The organism is Photobacterium piscicola, assembly GCF_900166965.1.
Taxonomy (GTDB): Bacteria; Pseudomonadota; Gammaproteobacteria; order Enterobacterales; family Vibrionaceae; genus Photobacterium; species Photobacterium piscicola.
The window spans coordinates 379,395-396,331 of record NZ_FUZI01000001.1 but is presented as its reverse complement, the minus strand read 5'-3'; the positions used below and the strand labels follow the sequence as shown (position 1 = coordinate 396,331).

General features: G+C 37.4%; 16 protein-coding genes. 9 read left to right on the top strand and 7 right to left on the bottom strand.

Annotated features, from left to right (window positions below):
- Nucleotides 1–107 precede the first annotated feature (107 nt).
- From CZ809_RS01860 to CZ809_RS01845, 4 genes are all read left to right on the top strand, one after another.
- Entirely contained in the window at nucleotides 108–551 is a 444-nt protein-coding gene (locus CZ809_RS01860) for an Hsp20 family protein (protein WP_045028746.1), read from the top strand.
- A 258-nt stretch (nucleotides 552–809) separates the two neighbouring features.
- Nucleotides 810–2,714, top strand: a complete 1,905-nt coding sequence (gene dnaK, locus CZ809_RS01855) for a molecular chaperone DnaK (protein ID WP_080155742.1) — start codon at nucleotides 810–812, stop codon at nucleotides 2,712–2,714.
- Between the two features lie 266 nt (nucleotides 2,715–2,980).
- A complete protein-coding gene (locus CZ809_RS01850; RefSeq protein ID WP_080155741.1) occupies nucleotides 2,981–3,892 on the top strand; it encodes a DnaJ C-terminal domain-containing protein in 912 nt (303 codons plus the stop codon).
- A 110-nt stretch (nucleotides 3,893–4,002) separates the two neighbouring features.
- Nucleotides 4,003–4,455, top strand: a complete 453-nt coding sequence (locus CZ809_RS01845; protein WP_080155740.1) for a hypothetical protein — start codon at nucleotides 4,003–4,005, stop codon at nucleotides 4,453–4,455.
- Nucleotides 4,456–4,539: 84 nt separating this feature from the next.
- On the opposite strand, the gene hflX is transcribed toward CZ809_RS01845, so the two are convergent.
- Both hflX and CZ809_RS01835 read right to left on the bottom strand, forming a co-directional pair.
- On the bottom strand, nucleotides 4,540–5,883 hold the full coding sequence (gene hflX / locus CZ809_RS01840; protein WP_080155739.1) for a GTPase HflX: 1,344 nt from the start codon (nucleotides 5,881–5,883) through the stop codon (nucleotides 4,540–4,542).
- 102 nt (nucleotides 5,884–5,985) lie between these two features.
- Nucleotides 5,986–6,765 (bottom strand): TatD family hydrolase, encoded by a 780-nt coding sequence (locus CZ809_RS01835; protein WP_080155738.1) that lies wholly within the window; start codon nucleotides 6,763–6,765, stop codon nucleotides 5,986–5,988.
- Between the two features lie 271 nt (nucleotides 6,766–7,036).
- Between CZ809_RS01835 and CZ809_RS01830 the strand changes: the two genes are divergently transcribed.
- Both CZ809_RS01830 and CZ809_RS01825 read left to right on the top strand, forming a co-directional pair.
- Nucleotides 7,037–8,221 carry a hypothetical protein gene (locus CZ809_RS01830; RefSeq protein WP_080155737.1) on the top strand — a complete coding sequence of 395 codons (1,185 nt, stop codon included), beginning with the start codon at nucleotides 7,037–7,039 and terminating at the stop codon, nucleotides 8,219–8,221.
- Between the two features lie 368 nt (nucleotides 8,222–8,589).
- Nucleotides 8,590–9,723, top strand: a complete 1,134-nt coding sequence (locus CZ809_RS01825; protein ID WP_144396133.1) for a hypothetical protein — start codon at nucleotides 8,590–8,592, stop codon at nucleotides 9,721–9,723.
- A 93-nt stretch (nucleotides 9,724–9,816) separates the two neighbouring features.
- Here CZ809_RS01825 and CZ809_RS01820 read toward each other — a convergent pair whose 3' ends face one another.
- The 5 genes from CZ809_RS01820 to CZ809_RS01800 all read right to left on the bottom strand — a co-directional run bounded on the left by CZ809_RS01820 (nucleotide 9,817) and on the right by CZ809_RS01800 (nucleotide 13,614).
- Nucleotides 9,817–10,494 carry an SH3 domain-containing protein gene (locus CZ809_RS01820; protein ID WP_080155735.1) on the bottom strand — a complete coding sequence of 226 codons (678 nt, stop codon included), beginning with the start codon at nucleotides 10,492–10,494 and terminating at the stop codon, nucleotides 9,817–9,819.
- A 271-nt stretch (nucleotides 10,495–10,765) separates the two neighbouring features.
- Nucleotides 10,766–11,011: a hypothetical protein gene (locus CZ809_RS01815; RefSeq protein WP_080155734.1), complete on the bottom strand. Its 246-nt coding sequence runs from the start codon at nucleotides 11,009–11,011 to the stop codon at nucleotides 10,766–10,768.
- Nucleotides 11,012–11,136: 125 nt separating this feature from the next.
- Nucleotides 11,137–12,069, bottom strand: coding sequence for a LysR substrate-binding domain-containing protein (locus tag CZ809_RS01810; protein WP_080155733.1), 933 nt, complete (start codon nucleotides 12,067–12,069; stop codon nucleotides 11,137–11,139).
- Nucleotides 12,070–12,123: 54 nt separating this feature from the next.
- Nucleotides 12,124–12,783 carry a DNA-methyltransferase gene (locus CZ809_RS01805; protein ID WP_080156524.1) on the bottom strand — a complete coding sequence of 220 codons (660 nt, stop codon included), beginning with the start codon at nucleotides 12,781–12,783 and terminating at the stop codon, nucleotides 12,124–12,126.
- A 129-nt stretch (nucleotides 12,784–12,912) separates the two neighbouring features.
- Nucleotides 12,913–13,614 carry a DNA alkylation repair protein gene (locus CZ809_RS01800; RefSeq protein WP_080155732.1) on the bottom strand — a complete coding sequence of 234 codons (702 nt, stop codon included), beginning with the start codon at nucleotides 13,612–13,614 and terminating at the stop codon, nucleotides 12,913–12,915.
- Nucleotides 13,615–13,912: 298 nt separating this feature from the next.
- On the opposite strand from CZ809_RS01800, the gene CZ809_RS01795 reads away from it, so the two are divergent.
- Genes CZ809_RS01795 through CZ809_RS01785 form a run of 3 tightly spaced genes read left to right on the top strand, consistent with a single transcriptional unit; the run spans nucleotide 13,913 to nucleotide 16,871 of the window.
- Nucleotides 13,913–15,064, top strand: a complete 1,152-nt coding sequence (locus CZ809_RS01795; RefSeq protein ID WP_080155731.1) for an ABC transporter substrate-binding protein — start codon at nucleotides 13,913–13,915, stop codon at nucleotides 15,062–15,064.
- The gene (locus CZ809_RS01790) at nucleotides 15,064–16,110 is read left to right on the top strand and encodes a FecCD family ABC transporter permease (protein WP_080155730.1); all 1,047 of its coding nucleotides are present in this window, start codon (nucleotides 15,064–15,066) and stop codon (nucleotides 16,108–16,110) included. Before CZ809_RS01795 ends, CZ809_RS01790 begins: the two co-directional genes overlap by 1 nt.
- A complete protein-coding gene (locus CZ809_RS01785) occupies nucleotides 16,110–16,871 on the top strand; it encodes an ABC transporter ATP-binding protein (protein WP_080155729.1) in 762 nt (253 codons plus the stop codon). The genes CZ809_RS01790 and CZ809_RS01785 overlap by 1 nt, the downstream gene beginning before the upstream one ends.
- The last annotated feature ends 66 nt before the right edge of the window (nucleotides 16,872–16,937 follow it).

The window sequence follows — 16,937 nt, the reverse complement described above, 5'->3', positions numbered from 1 at the left end:
GATCCTATAACAGACTGGTTCACTTAGTTTGCTGTTAAGTCGCCTTGTCGATAACGACATACTTAACAAACAACTAAGACTATTGCTTATTATTGAGGATAGTTTTTATGCGTAATGTAGATTTCACTCCCCTATACCGCCATGCTATTGGTTTTGATCGCTTGTTTAACCTTGTTGAAGCAAGCAACACTAAAACCCAAGCTGCGGGATACCCTCCGTACAATATCGAACAAACGGATGAGAACAACTACCGTATTACTATGGCAGTTGCTGGTTTCTCTGAAGAGCGTTTAGATCTTACTCAAAACGAGAATATGCTTGTTGTGACTGGTACTCGTGCACCAGAAGAAGACAAGAACTTTATTTACCAGGGTATTGCTGAACGTAACTTTGAACGTAAATTCCAACTTGCTGATTATGTAAGTGTTGTTGGTGCTAATCTTGAAAATGGTCTACTACATATTGATCTTTTCCGTGAAGTACCAGAAGCAATGCAACCACGTAAAATTGCAATTGGTCAATCAGCATCAGTAGCACCAACTGCCGAGTAAGCCTCATCAGTTGTAAGTGCTCCTCTCGTAATAATAACGTTGAGCTATTGGCTTTATTCATCATGCATTATTAATGCGGGTCGCTAATAGCTCCGTAAATATTCACCCTATTATGGGTAACTTAAAAATTTAGCTGAATTGATTATTGTTATTCCCAAGGATCACATGAACCATTTTCATGGACCTTAACGGCATACTTATAACTCGCCGTTCGAATAAGAAAAACTAATCAATGCAGCGCACAAAGGAATTATAAATATGAGTAAGATTATCGGTATTGACTTGGGTACAACTAACTCTTGTGTTGCTGTTTTAGATGGCGATACTGCACGTGTTATTGAAAATGCGGAAGGCGAACGTACCACCGCATCAATCATTGCCTACACTGATGGTGAAACCTTAGTCGGCCAACCCGCAAAACGTCAGGCAGTGACTAACCCTGAAAATACGTTATTTGCGATTAAACGTTTAATTGGTCGTCGTTTTGAAGATGACGAGATTCAACGTGATCTTGATATTATGCCTTACAAAATTGTAAAAGCAGATAATGGCGACGCATGGGTTGAAGCAAAAGGCCAAAAGATGGCGGCACCACAAGTTTCTGCTGAAATTTTGAAAAAAATGAAAAAGACAGCAGAAGAATACTTAGGTGAAAAAGTAACAGGTGCTGTCATTACCGTTCCGGCTTACTTTAACGATGCTCAACGTCAAGCAACAAAAGATGCAGGCCGTATTGCAGGTCTCGATGTAAAGCGTATTATCAATGAACCAACAGCGGCAGCATTAGCTTATGGTCTTGATAAAAAAGCCGGTGACAGTGTTATTGCTGTTTATGACTTAGGGGGTGGTACGTTTGATATTTCTATTATTGAAATTGATAACGTTGATGGCGAGCAAACGTTTGAAGTATTAGCAACCAATGGTGATACTCATCTTGGTGGTGAAGACTTTGATACCCGTTTAATTAACTACCTTGTAAGCGAGTTCAAGAAAGACCAAGGCATCGATCTTAAAAATGATCCACTCGCAATGCAGCGTGTAAAAGAAGCGGCGGAAAAAGCGAAGATTGAATTATCATCAGCACAACAAACAGATGTTAATCTGCCTTACGTCACAGCCGATGCGACCGGTCCTAAACACTTGAATGTTAAGATCACACGTGCAAAATTGGAATCACTGGTTGAAGACCTAGTACAAGGTACACTAGACCCTGTAAAATCAGCATTAAAAGACGCTAACTTAAATATAAGTGACATTACTGATGTGATTTTAGTGGGTGGTCAAACGCGGATGCCATTGGTACAAAAAGTTGTTACTGACTTCTTTGGTAAAGAGCCGCGTAAAGACGTTAACCCAGATGAGGCTGTTGCTATGGGCGCAGCCATTCAGGCAGGTGTATTAGCAGGTGATGTTAAAGATGTGCTATTGCTTGATGTAACACCACTATCCTTTGGTATTGAAACCATGGGTGGTGTGATGACAACCTTGATCGATAAGAACACCACAATTCCGACAAAAGCGAATCAAGTGTTCTCGACTGCTGAAGATAATCAAAATGCAGTAACGATCCACGTCCTTCAAGGCGAGCGTAAACAAGCGGTACATAATAAATCATTAGGGCAGTTTAACCTTGAAGGTATTCAAGCTGCACCACGCGGCATGCCACAAATTGATGTGACATTTGATTTAGATGCGGATGGTATTTTAAACGTATCAGCCACAGACAAAGCAACAGGTAAAGCACAAAAGATCACGATTCAAGCATCTGGTGGTTTAACCGACGCTGAAATTGAAAAGATGGTACAAGAAGCAGAAGCAAACAAAGACGCAGACAAACAGTTTGAAGAGTTAGTAACTGCACGTAACCAAGCGGATCAATTGATTCACAGCACACGTAAGCAGATGACTGAAGCGGGAGATAGCTTCCCTGAAGCAGAAAAAACCAACATTGAAGCAGCTATCACTGCACTTGAAGCCGTGAAATCTAGCGATGATAAAGCAGCGATAGATACACAAACTCAAGCGTTAATGACAGCAGCACAAAAAATAATGGAACATGCTCAGGCTCAAACCCAAGCAAATCCTCAAGGACAATCTGACGCTAACCAACAAAATGCGAAAGATGATGACGTTGTAGATGCTGAGTTTGAAGAAATGAAGTAAATGTTAATGTTGCGACATCGATAAGTTGCTAAATCAATAATCGACAGCACATAGCAAAAACTTCACAAAAACTATGGGCGTAGAGATCTTTATCTCTCGCCCTTTTCGACGATTACAATAAAGAGAATCCTATTAGGCTAACTATCTGTGCCTTTTTAGATCATTAACTGTTTAAGTATGATGCTGTTTTTCGTTATCATATGTGTTAACTACATGATTTAGAATGTTCCAGATAGTTGTCCCGATAGGGATAAGAGGTGTTACCAATGTCAAAACGCGATTTTTATGAAGTTCTTGGTGTCGCCAAAACTGCATCTGAAAAAGAAATTAAAAAAGCTTATAAAAAGCTAGCAATGAAGTTCCACCCAGATAAAAACCCGGATGATCCAACCGCTGCTGATAAATTCAAAGAAGTAAAAGCCGCTTATGAGATTCTAATGGATAAAGAAAAACGTACTGCTTACGATCAATTTGGTCATAATGCGTTTGAAAATCCAGGGATGGGCGGTGGTCAACGTGGTGGCCATCAAGGCTTTGGTCAACAAGGTGGTTACGGCGACTTTGAAGACATGTTTGGCGGTGCTTTCGGTGACATGTTCTCCAATGCACGTGGTGGTCGAGGCGGCTTCGGTGGTCGCCATTCAACTCGTCCTCAAAAAGGTGAAGATCTTCAATACACCATGGAAATCGATCTTGAAGATGCTATCAGTGGTGCATCACGTGTTATCGATCTTCCTGTATTTGAAGGTAGCGTTCAAACCAATAGAAAGCTGAACATCAAAATTCCAGCGGGTATCGAAGAAGGTGGTCGCATTCGATTAAGCGGTAAAGGTCATCCAGGTATTAACGGTGGCCCTCAGGGTGATGTTTATATTCAGATGAATATTCGCCCTCACCCACGCTACACTCGCGAAGGTAATAACCTACTTTGTAAAGCAACCACAGATTTTGTTACCGCAGCCTTAGGCGGTAAAGTGGAAGTCAATACATTAGGTGGCGCAATCAGTTTGAAAATACCTGAAGGCACACAAACTGGCCGTAAGTTCCGCCTAAAAGGTAAAGGTGTTACCGATCGTAAGGGTAATACGGGTGATTTAATCGTTCAACTCATCATTGAAACACCACTCAACCTTAGTGATCGTCAAAAAGAATTACTGAATGAGTTTGCAGCAGCTTAACCTAAATTAGGTGACGCTCTGTCTATAATAAAGCCAATATCAGCGAATATTTTTATTCCTTGCTATTGGCTTTTTTGCATTCAATTTAGATTAAAAAATAGGAAGACTCTATGCTGAAAAAAATAATTACTACCAGCTTATTAGTGATTACGGGCATCAGCTTTACCACTTCTTGTGTATTTGCCGCTAACATCACCGACATTAATAACGCGGTGGAGAATAGTCGTCATTTACTTGAAGGCGAAACATTTACCTTAGATCAACCTTGCCGATTCTTTAATGATTACAGTTATAAACTTTACCATTGCCAAGCGATGATTGCCCCGCTGGCACTGGTCAACGACAAAACATTAGCGGCAACAAAAGAAACAGATAACCTATTACACCGTCAAATTTCATTTGTACGCAAAGAAGGTGGATTTGCGATATTTAGATTACTGCCACTTACGACGCATCCAGTAGTAGAAGAAAATAATGACGAGAGTAGCTATACACCACCTGCAGCGGCAAAAAAGCAGTTATCTTTTTTAGGTTTTAAAGGTGAACACAAAGAAAAAAAATGAGCGAATTATCGCTCATTTAAAATACGCAGCCTATTATTTGCTGCGTATTTTATGGTGGTTTAAAACATAGGATCAGAAGATTGTTTAATCTTTATTCTGCATTTGCTTTTTAAGGCGTGCTAAGTTAATTGGGTTTGAGCGAACAGTAAAAGTAATATGCTCATACTCATACTCTTCTTTGGTCACACTCATGCTTGAGCGAATTTCACCAATAATTCCGTTGGCAGTGTATGGCACGATGATCTCATCTTCAACCATCTCATTCTGTGCAATATTAACGATATATTGATGTAATTTAGTAATATCAGCCGGATTACGGGTTGATGTCATCACAGCATCAGGGAACTCAACCATCAATGCCTGTTGTTGTTCCTCACTCAATTGGTCTGATTTATTTAACACCAATTGCTTAGGAATATCATCCACACCTACTTCGTGTAGCACTTCATGTACAACATCAAGTTGTGAACGGAAAGAAGGATCAGAAGCATCAACCACATATAACAATAATGAAGCATCATGCGCTTCTGCCAATGTTGAATGAAATGACGCGACTAAATCATGCGGAAGCTTTTTAATAAAGCCAACCGTATCAGAGACTAGAATTCGTGGTTGAGTTATAGGTTGTAATGCACGCACGGTAGTATCAAGGGTAGCAAACAATTTGTTTTCAACTAGTACTTCACTGCCTGTTAGTGCACGCATCATTGATGACTTACCGGCATTGGTATAACCCACTAACGCGACACAGAACAACTCTGAGCGTTGAGCACGACGACCTTTAAGCTCATCTTGCACACTAGCAAGTTCGCGTCGTAGTTCTGATAATTGGTCACGAATTTTACGACGATCAAGTTCAAGTGTGGTTTCACCTGCACCCTTACCCATTTGACGTTCTTTATTACCACTGGTTGATTCACGTAAACGCGGCGCTAAATAGTTAAGGCGTGCAATTTCAACTTGTAGTCGTGCAGTACGAGTACGCGCATGACGACTAAAAATTTCAATGATAATACCGGTACGATCAAATACCTCGACACCCAGTTGATTTTCAACATTGCGCAATTGTGATGGACTTAAATCACAATCAAATACCACTACATCAGCACTGCCAAAGGGTAAATCTTCAGACGGTAGTTCGCTAAAAAGCATCTCATCGACAATGTCATCATCATCGTCAAAATCATCCACAAAACCTTGGTTACCTGTAAGATGTGCTATTTCGGCCATCTTGCCAGAACCTAATACATTCATACGTTGAGTTGAACTGAGTTTTTGGGATTGCGTTCCAACGACTTTAAAACCAAGCGTAGTAACAAGACGAGCTAATTCAGCCAGTGATGCTTTGGCTTCATCACCTTTAAACTGCGGTGTTTGGATTGAAATAAGTAAAGCACGATTTTGTGAGGCTTTTGCTGTTAATTGCATAATTTTCTATACGTGCACATACGTACACCCTATTTTTATATTTGTTTCATCCTACGCTGTTATCAATCAGCTTTATATAAAAATAGACTGTCGTTTAGGTTATCACTTAACCATCTTCACCTTTTTTCCCTCTTTTCGAAGATAACGCTGAGTATTAACGGTTAATATTGCTGTTAATTGTGCTATCGATATTTGGTGGTGCTTAGCCAAAGCCGCGATCACAGCAACCACCATACTCGGGTCACCAACCTCTCCGTTATATTTACATGGCGCATCAGATTCAACTAACATCATCGATAGCGGTATATTCTGCACAAATTGCCAATAATGATCATCGACAAAAATCCACGGACTCACTGAAATAAAATGTCCTTGTTGCTGTAACAGGGCTAATTGTGTCGCAGTACCTTCGTACCAATGAAATAAAGCACCTTCAACATCATATTGCTGCAATATAGGAAGTGCTAGCGCAATGTCATCTTCCACCACATGCAAATTAACCGGCAGGTCATAGTCCGCAGCTATAGCAACAAACCGAGCCATTAGTTGTGCACCTTGCTGTTTTATATGCCGCTTTTCGGTTGCTGTTTTATCATCAAGATAAAAGAACGGTATACCAATCTCACCAATACCGCTCAACAAAGTATGATGCTGATGGATCAACGCAATCACTGCTTCTATCATCATTTCATCAGGTGTAACTTCAGGGTGTATACCTAAAAACAATTCAATCGAATTAGGATATTGTCGCTTTAATTTCAATAGTTGCTGAGCGCTATTAAGTGTCATTGATACCGCTCCTATTTTATTACCCGCCGCAATAAAAGAAACTATATTTTCAGGTGCAACCGATTCTAAATGGCAATGAATATCTGTGATCATAATAATTAATAATATCCTAGCGTTATTCAAAAAAATAAAAATTTTAGTCATTATATATTACTAAAATTTAATTCTAAAAATATAATAAAAACCATTCACAACAAATATTTACTTCTATTAAACCATAAGATAAATAAATACCAAGCCATTGTTAAATAAAGAATTAATAGCATTAACCTTCATCTAATATAAAATTTAATATATACTATTTGTTAAAAATAAGTTACACAAAACTATAGTTTATTTTAAATTACTTTTATGGATATAAGCAATGAAAATAATGAATAAGAAATTATTAATTAATATTATAAATATCAGTTTAGCTAGCTTTTCAGTTAATGCATTAAGCCTTGAAGCTAGCAGCAATTATTATCAAGATTATGACGGAGTTTTTATTGGGTATACTACTGATCCTTACTTTTTTCCAACATGGACAGAGGTAGGTGATCGTGCTCAAATTTCTAGAGATGATTGGAATGGTTTTATAAATACAAAAGGCCAGATAATGACTTTCAGAAACTATTTAGACGTAGATCACACTACAAATGACTTTTATTACCAAACTTCAGATTGTACTGGTACTCGATATGTAAAATTAAAGCTCTATCATTATTATCACGAAGATCCGTTTGAGACTGAAATATTAAAAGAGTCACCAACAACAAAAAAAATAACCCAATATACTGTCACACATGAACCCTTTAGTATGGATAATGTGGGTGATGATATGTTTGGTGATAAAGGTGTATCTCAATCAAAAATCGATGAAAATGGAAAATTTATTTGTACTAAAACCCACCAACAAGAACTTAGAGATCAGTGGGATTGGGCAATAAATTTGGTAGAAAATGGGCCAGCAGAAGAACTAGAAGCGAATCGCGAGAAAGTTGATTATATAATTGACACAATCCCTGAAGAAGCAATGAATAATCGTTTAGTCTTAGGAAAAGTTAGTGACGATGGTATCGATATGACTAACCGCTACCCTTGGATGGGATTTGATATCGAAGAAAATCATAATGTTATAGGTTATATAAAAGCCGCTCGTTTTGGCCATGGTATTGAACTGATTCTCGGAGAGACACCACCACCAGTGCCACCTGAAGAGTTATCATTCCCACGTACATCTCATAATGTTACAGCTCACGTTCGTTATACTGGCGATCTTAGTTATGTTAACATTACCCAAGGTCCTGATATTTTTGTATCGCAAATAACAGTAAATAAAGAATCAACAGGCGTCTATGATATTTCATTCCCTGAAAATTACTTATCGAAAAAAAGTAGTGTAAATACTTTCCAAGTATTATGTTCTGTTAATAGCGGTGCCGATATTTATGCAGCAAACACTACCATCGGTTGTCATAAACTAAATAATAATAATATTATTCGTGTAACCACGAACTATAAAGGAAAACCTTTTGATAGTGATTTTTCATTAAATCTTCAACGTTAATATAAAAATAAAACCTCTTACTATTATATTTAGATAAATAAAGTAAGAGGTTTTAAAGATAGTAAATCTTCAATTTTCTTATATTTGTTACAACTAAACATCTTCATTATAGACAGGCAATAAAGTAATTAATAACCCATTACCCCCACATAAGTATTCGTCTTAATTATTATTCTAAAACATTTGATAACTAAAAATAGTCACACTGTTAATATAAAGAAAGATAATGAGAGTAAAATACAACTACTACGTCAATATATTGACATATAATAATTATGCGTACCGATGCTCATTAAATGACTATAACACTTTATTTTTAACAGCCTATAAGAATACACATAATGAATAAAAAAAATAAACAGATACTAATGACTATTATAAATATCAGCTTAGCAAGCTTTTCACTTCATGCATTAAGTGCAGAAAATAGTAATTATTATCAAGACCATAATGGCCATTTTATTGGCTATACATCAGATGGTGATGCTTTTCCATATATGACTGATAATGGAAGTTATGCCAATATTAATCGAGACAATTGGAATGGCTTTATTAATGGACAAGGAGAGATCGTTCCAATAGTGGGAGAGGTTGCTGACATTAGTGCCATTGCCAATACATTTTATTATAAAACACCTGATTGTAGCGGTACTCGATATGTAGAACTATCTTCTTCCCGCCGATATAATGAAGCAGTCGGTGGTTATATATTAAGACAATCACCCAATACAAAAAAAATACAGCAATACACAATAGAACGCGATCAGTTTAGTTTAGATGATATGGATGATCTTTTTGGTGATAAAGCCGTATCTCAATCAATCATCAATGCTAATGGACAATCCGTCTGTACCGAAGCAGAACAACAAGTATTACGTACTGAATGGGATCAGGCCATTAATGCAACGGACGAAGAACTTAACAAATACGGTGAAGAAATTAGTTATACATTAGACAGAATTGCAGATCTCGTAAGAGATCAACCTTTAGTTCTGGCCAAAGTCAGTAATGAAAGTATCGATATTACTCATCGCTACCCTTGGATGGGATTTAGAATTGACGAAAAAAATAATGTCACCGCTTATATAAAAAGTATTGATATCAGTCAACCAATCGACTTCATTAATATAAAAAACCCACCAAAACCGCCACAAAAAGTATACCCACGCACTTCGCATGAAGTAACCGTTCACGTTAGATATAATAACGATCTTAGTTATGTGAATGTTACTCAAGGCCCAGATATAGCAGAAGGCCAAATAACAGTAAATAAACAGTCAAAAGGTATTTATGATATTACCTTCCCAGAAACTTACGTACCAAAAGAAGGTGACGTCAACGTATTCCAATTATTATGTTCAGTGAATAGCGGTGCGACTACTTATTCTGCAAATACAACTATCGGCTGTCATAAACTTGAGCATGAAAATATTATTCGTGTAACAACAAACTTAAAAGGAAAACCATTCAATAGTGATTTCTCCTTAAATATTCAGCATTAATATAGATAAAAATAAAATAGATAAAAAGCCGCTTATTTACCTCTTATAAATTTAGAGATAAATACCCGACTTTTTAATACCATTAACTAAATATTATTTAGCTGGTACAACTTCTGGTGTTACAACAGCAGCTTTAGTTACCACATGCGCATTTAATTTTGGTTGTGTGGGTGCGGTGATTCCAGCTTGCTGAAATTGCTGCTGCATAGCTAACATTTGCTGTTGTTGCTGATGGATTAACTTCGCCATATTCGCTTGCATGGTATTAAAATCATTTGGACTACCCATTGTATTCCAAGAATTTGCAAAGGCTTGATTCATGTCAAGTTGTTGCTTCTGCATCGCATCAAAAAGGTATTTATCTACCTTTTGATTATGGTTGTTGCCTTGAAATTGCACAATTTCATAATGGAATGGACCTTGTGGTGTTTGTAATACACCCTTAGTTACACTCTTCTCACCATCTTTAGTTTTTATAGTATTGGTCGTTTGATCAGGTAAAACCTTAGTATTCGCTTTTGCTATCATTTGACGATCGACACTTTGGATCCAACCCGTATTACCATTAGTTGTATCACCCACTTTTTCCCAACCATTATTTTGATAAATGGTAATTAATGGTATCTCAGACTTTATGGTTTCAACCACCGGAGAAGTAATACTTGGGTTTTCATATACTTTAATCGTTTGGATACTGGTGTCAGCCCATGCAGCAGTACTTAGACAAGTAACGGCTACAATACCTGTGATTGCCATCGCTAAACGTTTCATATCAACCTCTCATGCGTATTTACATAACTTAAAATTAAATTAAAAACTGTGGTTATAAATAAGCAGATTCGATATCTATTATATTAAGCATTAAAGATGAATCCAAAATGAATAATAGTATTTTTATATCATGATTAATAAGCTCAAAATGCAATTTAACTAATTAAAAATCAATCATTGTCTTATTTTTTATTTAATCTTTTAATACTATTAAATATTCATAAAATTCAAATAACTATTCTGCCGTTACCTATAACGGCAGAACGTGTATTCAATCTTGTTTAATAATAATTTCACGAGGATAATGCTTTTCTTGCTCATTGATATCATATTCAGATGTGCCTTGGCCTAAATCGCCAATAGGTGCTTCAGTGGCGACATCAATACTCACGCCAAATTCATACTCGCGCGCTTTAAATGTATCAAAAATCTTTTTTTCCGCCGCCGTTAACCGCGTAAGATCCTTACCTTCAAGAGTCAACATTTGATCTAATAGTTTTTTATCTTCAGGTAACATAATAACCATCCTTTATTATTTAAATATAATCTCTACACTATATTTAAATACGATACGCCATTAAGGTTAATATACTAGCCTCTTCGATTATAAAACATGAGCAATGAATTTTCATTTGTGATCCTTTATTTTTTCAAGCTAACGTTAGCTCCATTAGTGATAAGTTGTCGTAACCATTGATGGCTAGGATCCAAATCAAAATGTTTATTCCATAATAATAAGTAACCACCAGGCTCAAGTTCAATCGGAATAGGACGACTAACAAGCTCTGTTTCATCTATCCTTGCTAATACTGCCGCTGAGGGGTAGCACATAAAGAGATCACTTTGTTCGCAGAGTTTTACTGCTGCATAAAAATCCGTCATATTTACCGCATTATCGAGTTGCTTATTCTCAAGTGCTAAAATTTCATCAAGTAGCCACCGCTTTAACCCGCCAATGCTAACTTGTAGATGACGGTATTTTAGAAAGGCATCTAAATTCCAAGGCTCACTCAACGCCGGATGTCCTTTACGCATTAAGCACACCGGATAATCACGTGCTAGCTCAATATAATTTAACGATGAGGGTACATTACGATAATGACTGGATGAACGTTCATCCCACTCAAAAATACCAATTCCGAAATCAATTTCACAGCGAAGTAAGCGCTGCAAACTATCATCATTCCATGTTTGACTGGTTAGACTAATATCAGGGGCTTGCTGTAGCATCTGCGGCATAAACCGAGGGTATGTTAATGAGTATGCCGTTTCGACTAAATCAATATGAAATTGACGCTGACTAAGTGCTGGATCAAATAGCTCTGCACGTGTTAGCTGATTAATTTGTTGTAAAATGTCATAAACAGAATCAGACAATGAAAGCGCTTTCGGCGTTGGCCGTAAGCCATAAGGCGTTCGTTCAAATAAAGGATCGGCAAAGGTTTGACGTAATTTTGCTAACTGTTTACTTACTGCTGATTGACTAAGGTGAAGTCGTGCTGCAGTAGCTGTAACACTTTGTTCTTCCAACAACACATTTAATATACGTAATAAATTTATATCAAAGTTCTTCATTTACTGCCCCCTTACCAACAATCACAATCAATCGCCTAAATCAACCAACCACTATCATGTTGGCTGTACTCGACTACGCAAATGTTGGTGCGCAGCATCTGATATATCATTACCCCATGCTTGACGTTGTAATTGTTGCGCGGCAACTAACGTTGAACCCGAACCAAAAAAGGGATCAGCGACAACATCACCAATAACTGAGCTTTGTTCGATTAACGTTGCGATCAAAGGCACTGGTTTTTCTGTTGGATAGCCACGATAAACACGTTTAAATTCAAGCACATCAGGAATAGATAAATTAGATAATTTACGCTTACCTTTTTCAAAGAAAAGAATAAATTCATAACGAGCTCGATAATGGTATCCCATTCCTATTGCGACTTTATCCCATACAATCGGTTTCCAAAACTTAAACCCAACTTGCTCTGCAATAGGCTTAATATAAAACATGGTTTCTTGGTCACAAAAAAGATAGAAGTGGCTATTAGGCTTTAAAACACGATAAGCGTGTTCTAATAGTATTTGAAATCGTTGATTAGGGAAAATATCAAACCACTGATTACTTGAAGACTTGCTATTTTTTAGCCGCGTGGTTGTACCAATTTTACGATGCTTTTCTAACGACTCATACGGAGGATCAGTGATCAAAAGATCGATACTATTATCGGCTAATGAAGACAGCCACTCGACGGCATCTTGTTGATATAATTGCATTGAAAAACCCACACTAAACATTAAAAAACCATAACGCCTACTCATTAATGAATAGGCATTACTTACGCTAAGTGTTGTAGCAAAAAAAGATCAATATAGATAGCAACAAGCATCTAAACACCGGTAATTTTATTCAACTGTATTATTTACCATCATTGTGAGTTTTCTTGCTTCACGTTGGCAAAGTGGCGTTAAACGGGTCATATTATTTGTTATGAAGTTATCAACAAAAACCGTATTAACGTCACGATAAGCATTTAACACTTGTCCCATCGCTTGTTGTACTAACTGTGATTTATCAGCCGCTAGAAATAAAATTGTCTCACTGAGAAGCGTCGTATTTGTGTGTTGTTTATGATGTAAATGCGCTAATACTGACGCTCTTTTTAGCCAAACACTGTCAGACTCACGCCATTGAATAAGATAACGTTCTAAATTTTTGTCTTGCTGTATCACCTTACCTATTAAGTTAGTCACAAGACGATCTAATGTATCAACATTATCCGCCGTTTCTAACATTTCAAGATACACATCAAAAGAAGCGAGCGTTTGATATTCAAGATAATACTCTCCAGCATCTAATGCTAAATAGCGTTCTTCTCGATAAACCCCAGACCATAACCACAATAATAAGCGATGGTAGTTTTCAATATTATCAATACTGGTATGCGTAATCGCTAATTGAAATATTTTATGACGTTTTTCAGGACTAACACCATAAAAGAGTTGTCGACTGTTAAGATCATACTGCATTTTTTTTGCAACAAGTGTACTGCCTTCAGCGACTAAATGTTGCTGCATAAAGATAACCATTGGTATAACTAATGACATAGCCGTTCCTCCTTGTTATCTCTCATTACTGCTGAGCATTAAGGCATGTAATGGTTAATAACTTTATTATAATCAATATTGTTATGTTTTTTGATTGATAAAAACAAGTACTCCGACTTTTTCATATTGCGACCTAAATCTCAAATCATTTATACCAATTTCATGCAATTTACATCACCAACACGCAAATAGTAATCGAAATCATTTATATTTGCATTGTAAGTTTGCATTTATCACAGTTCAAAATAATAATTATTCTCATTAGTATTCACAAAAATCATTCTCTGTGGGTATCATTATGAGAACTAAACTAAAAATCCTTACACTTTGTGCTGCTACTTTTTGGTCATTAAACTCTTTTGCAGCCGCTTATCCTATTACCGTAACTGATGTGGCCGGGCGTGCTACTACCTTTGACCACCAGCCACAAAATATTGCTCTCTCAACTAGCCGTATTTTTCCTTTACTTGAAATTATTTATCAACAAAATGCAGCCAAACACCTCGTTGCTGCACGCGATGATATGCAGTTTTCTGCACCCAGTATGTATGCCAACTACATCAAACAATATCCTTCACTCAAGCATGTACCTAAAATTGGGTTGATAAAATCAGGTGAATTTGATGCTGAACGGTTCATTAATTTAAAACCAAAACCTGATTTATTTATCGTTGATCTCTCCAATATTAAATTGGCACAAGATAACGGTTTATTAAAAAAATTAAACGCAGCGGGCATTAAAGTTATCGCGGTTGATTTTCGTGAAAATCCAATTAAGAACACTGTAAAATCGGTTGAAACAGTAGCGAAAGCCGTCGGTCGAGAGGCGCAAGGACAAGCATTTGCTCATTATTACCTCACTCATATTGCCAATATTGAGCAAGCATTAGCCCAATCCCCCAATCTGAAGCCCAAAAAGGTCTTTATTGAGCGGGCGGCCGGTTACAGCGATTCCTGTTGTCGCACATTTGCAGGCGGTAATATGGGGGCTTATATTCCGTTCTTAAAAGCGATTAATATTGCAGATAAACCACTAAAAGGCGCAGTAACTGGGCAAATGTCACCAGAAACAGTGATCACAGCTCAACCTGATGTTTATATTATGCAAACCACTGGCTGGATTAATGATAAGGGTCAGCCAACGCATGGCATTCCATTAGGTTACACCCCTAACCCCACCGCGATAAAAATAGCCACATCAGCATTAATGGATCGTAATTGGTTACAAGCTGTCAGTGCTTATCAAACCAAAGATGTTTATTCGATTTATATGCCATTTTATAACTCACCGTATAACTTAGTCGCCATGGAATACTTTGCTAAATGGATCCACCCCAACGTATTTAAAAATCTAAATCCAGAACAGACCTTTGAAGAAATGAATAAGCAATTTGGTCATCGCACAATCAGTGGTGATTTTGGTCAGAATAACTTTAAGGCTATGCAGTAATGACCTCAATTCTACTGGAGTTAAACACTCATAACATTCGTAACCGTAACAAAAAAGTGGCCTTAGCTGTTTTTTTTGTACTCAGTATTATTTGTGTTATTGCGGATATTTTCATTGGCTCACAAGGGCTAAGTTTTACTCAAGTTATCCACGCATTGATCCATCCTCAAACCAGTGATATTGCCAGTAAAATTATTGTCTGGGATATTCGAATGCCCATGGCGTTAATGGCACCATTAATCGGTGGTGCTTTAGCCTTAGCTGGCGCACAAATGCAAACCACATTGAACAACCCCCTTGCCGATCCCTATACTTTTGGCGTTTCAGCCGCCGCGGGGTTTGGGGCATCATTAGTGATCACGAACGCTATTGCGATTCCCTTCATTCCACCACAGTATCAAATAGCGTTAATGGCATTTATTATGTGCTTATTAACCACCTTTTTAATTGCCGCTATTTCATCAGTAAAACGAATTTCAATTGAAGGCGTAATGCTCTTTGGTATTGCGTTAATGTTTGCCTACGACAGTTTACTGACCATGATGCAATACGTTGCTAGTGAAACCCAATTACAAACATTAGTGTTTTGGCAAATGGGATCACTTGATCGCGGCAGTTGGGCCAAAATTACCGTACTTGCGATCGTATTACCGATTGTATTGGTCATCATGATGAAAGATGCTTGGCAATTATCCACCCTTAAAATTGGTCATGAACGTGCTCAAGCAATGGGAGTAAACGTTAAACGCTTACGTATCAAAACGCTATTATTAGTCTCTGTCATCACATCGCTAGCAGTTTCATTTGTGGGGGCTGTTGGTTTTGTTGGGCTGGTTGCTCCTCATATTGCCCGTATGGTATTAGGCGAAGATCAACGTTACTTCCTACCCGCCTCCTTCCTTGTTGGCGCAGTATTGCTTGAGCTTGCTTCTATTGCTAGTAAAAGCATTATGCCCGGTATTATTTTGCCATTAACCGTCGTGATGTCGATCATCGGTATTCCTTTCTTTATTTATCTGATCATTAAAAAAGGGGGGCGTTTTTAATGGCACTTGCAATTAATGATATTTCAGTCGCATTTGACAATAACGTAATCTTAGATAACTTATCCCTACCCGCCATTGCCTTAGGCGAAATGGTGGCGATTATCGGTAAAAATGGTGCTGGTAAATCAACCTTACTGCGACATATTACCCAAAATCTACGTCAACATTCACATCAAATATTACTGCATGGAAAGCCGTTAACATTAGAGAATATTGGCTACTTACCTCAAGATCACCGTATTTCAGCCACCATTACCGTGGTTGAATTATTGATCACCACGTTAAATATGGGATCACATTCTTTATTTGCTAAAGCGAACAGTGCAGAAAAAAGTTTACAATTATTAAAACAAATGGGAATTTTACATTTAGCCAATAAAGTGTGTACTGAATTATCTGGCGGTGAAAGCCAAATGGTAGGGCTTGCGCAAGCCGTTATTAACCAACCGAAAGTGCTGATACTTGATGAACCGACATCGGCGCTTGATATGCATAACCAAATGAAGCTTCTTGATTTTGTAAGAAAATACAGTCAAGAAACTCAAGCTTGTGTATTAATGGTTATTCATGATCTTAATTTGGCCATTCAATATTCAACCAAAGTGGCAGCATTGCACCAAGGCCAGCTTTTTGCTTATGGCGATCCAATAACAACGATTACACCCCCTTTAATTTGGTCGGTATTTGATGTTGATTCACACGTTGCCATTATCGATGATCGGCCAATTGTCGTTGTTAAATCATCAAATAGATCACAGTGAGCCATTTTATTACGCCTCAGTATCCTGAGGCGTAATCGTACATACTAATTAGCTATCACCCAAACA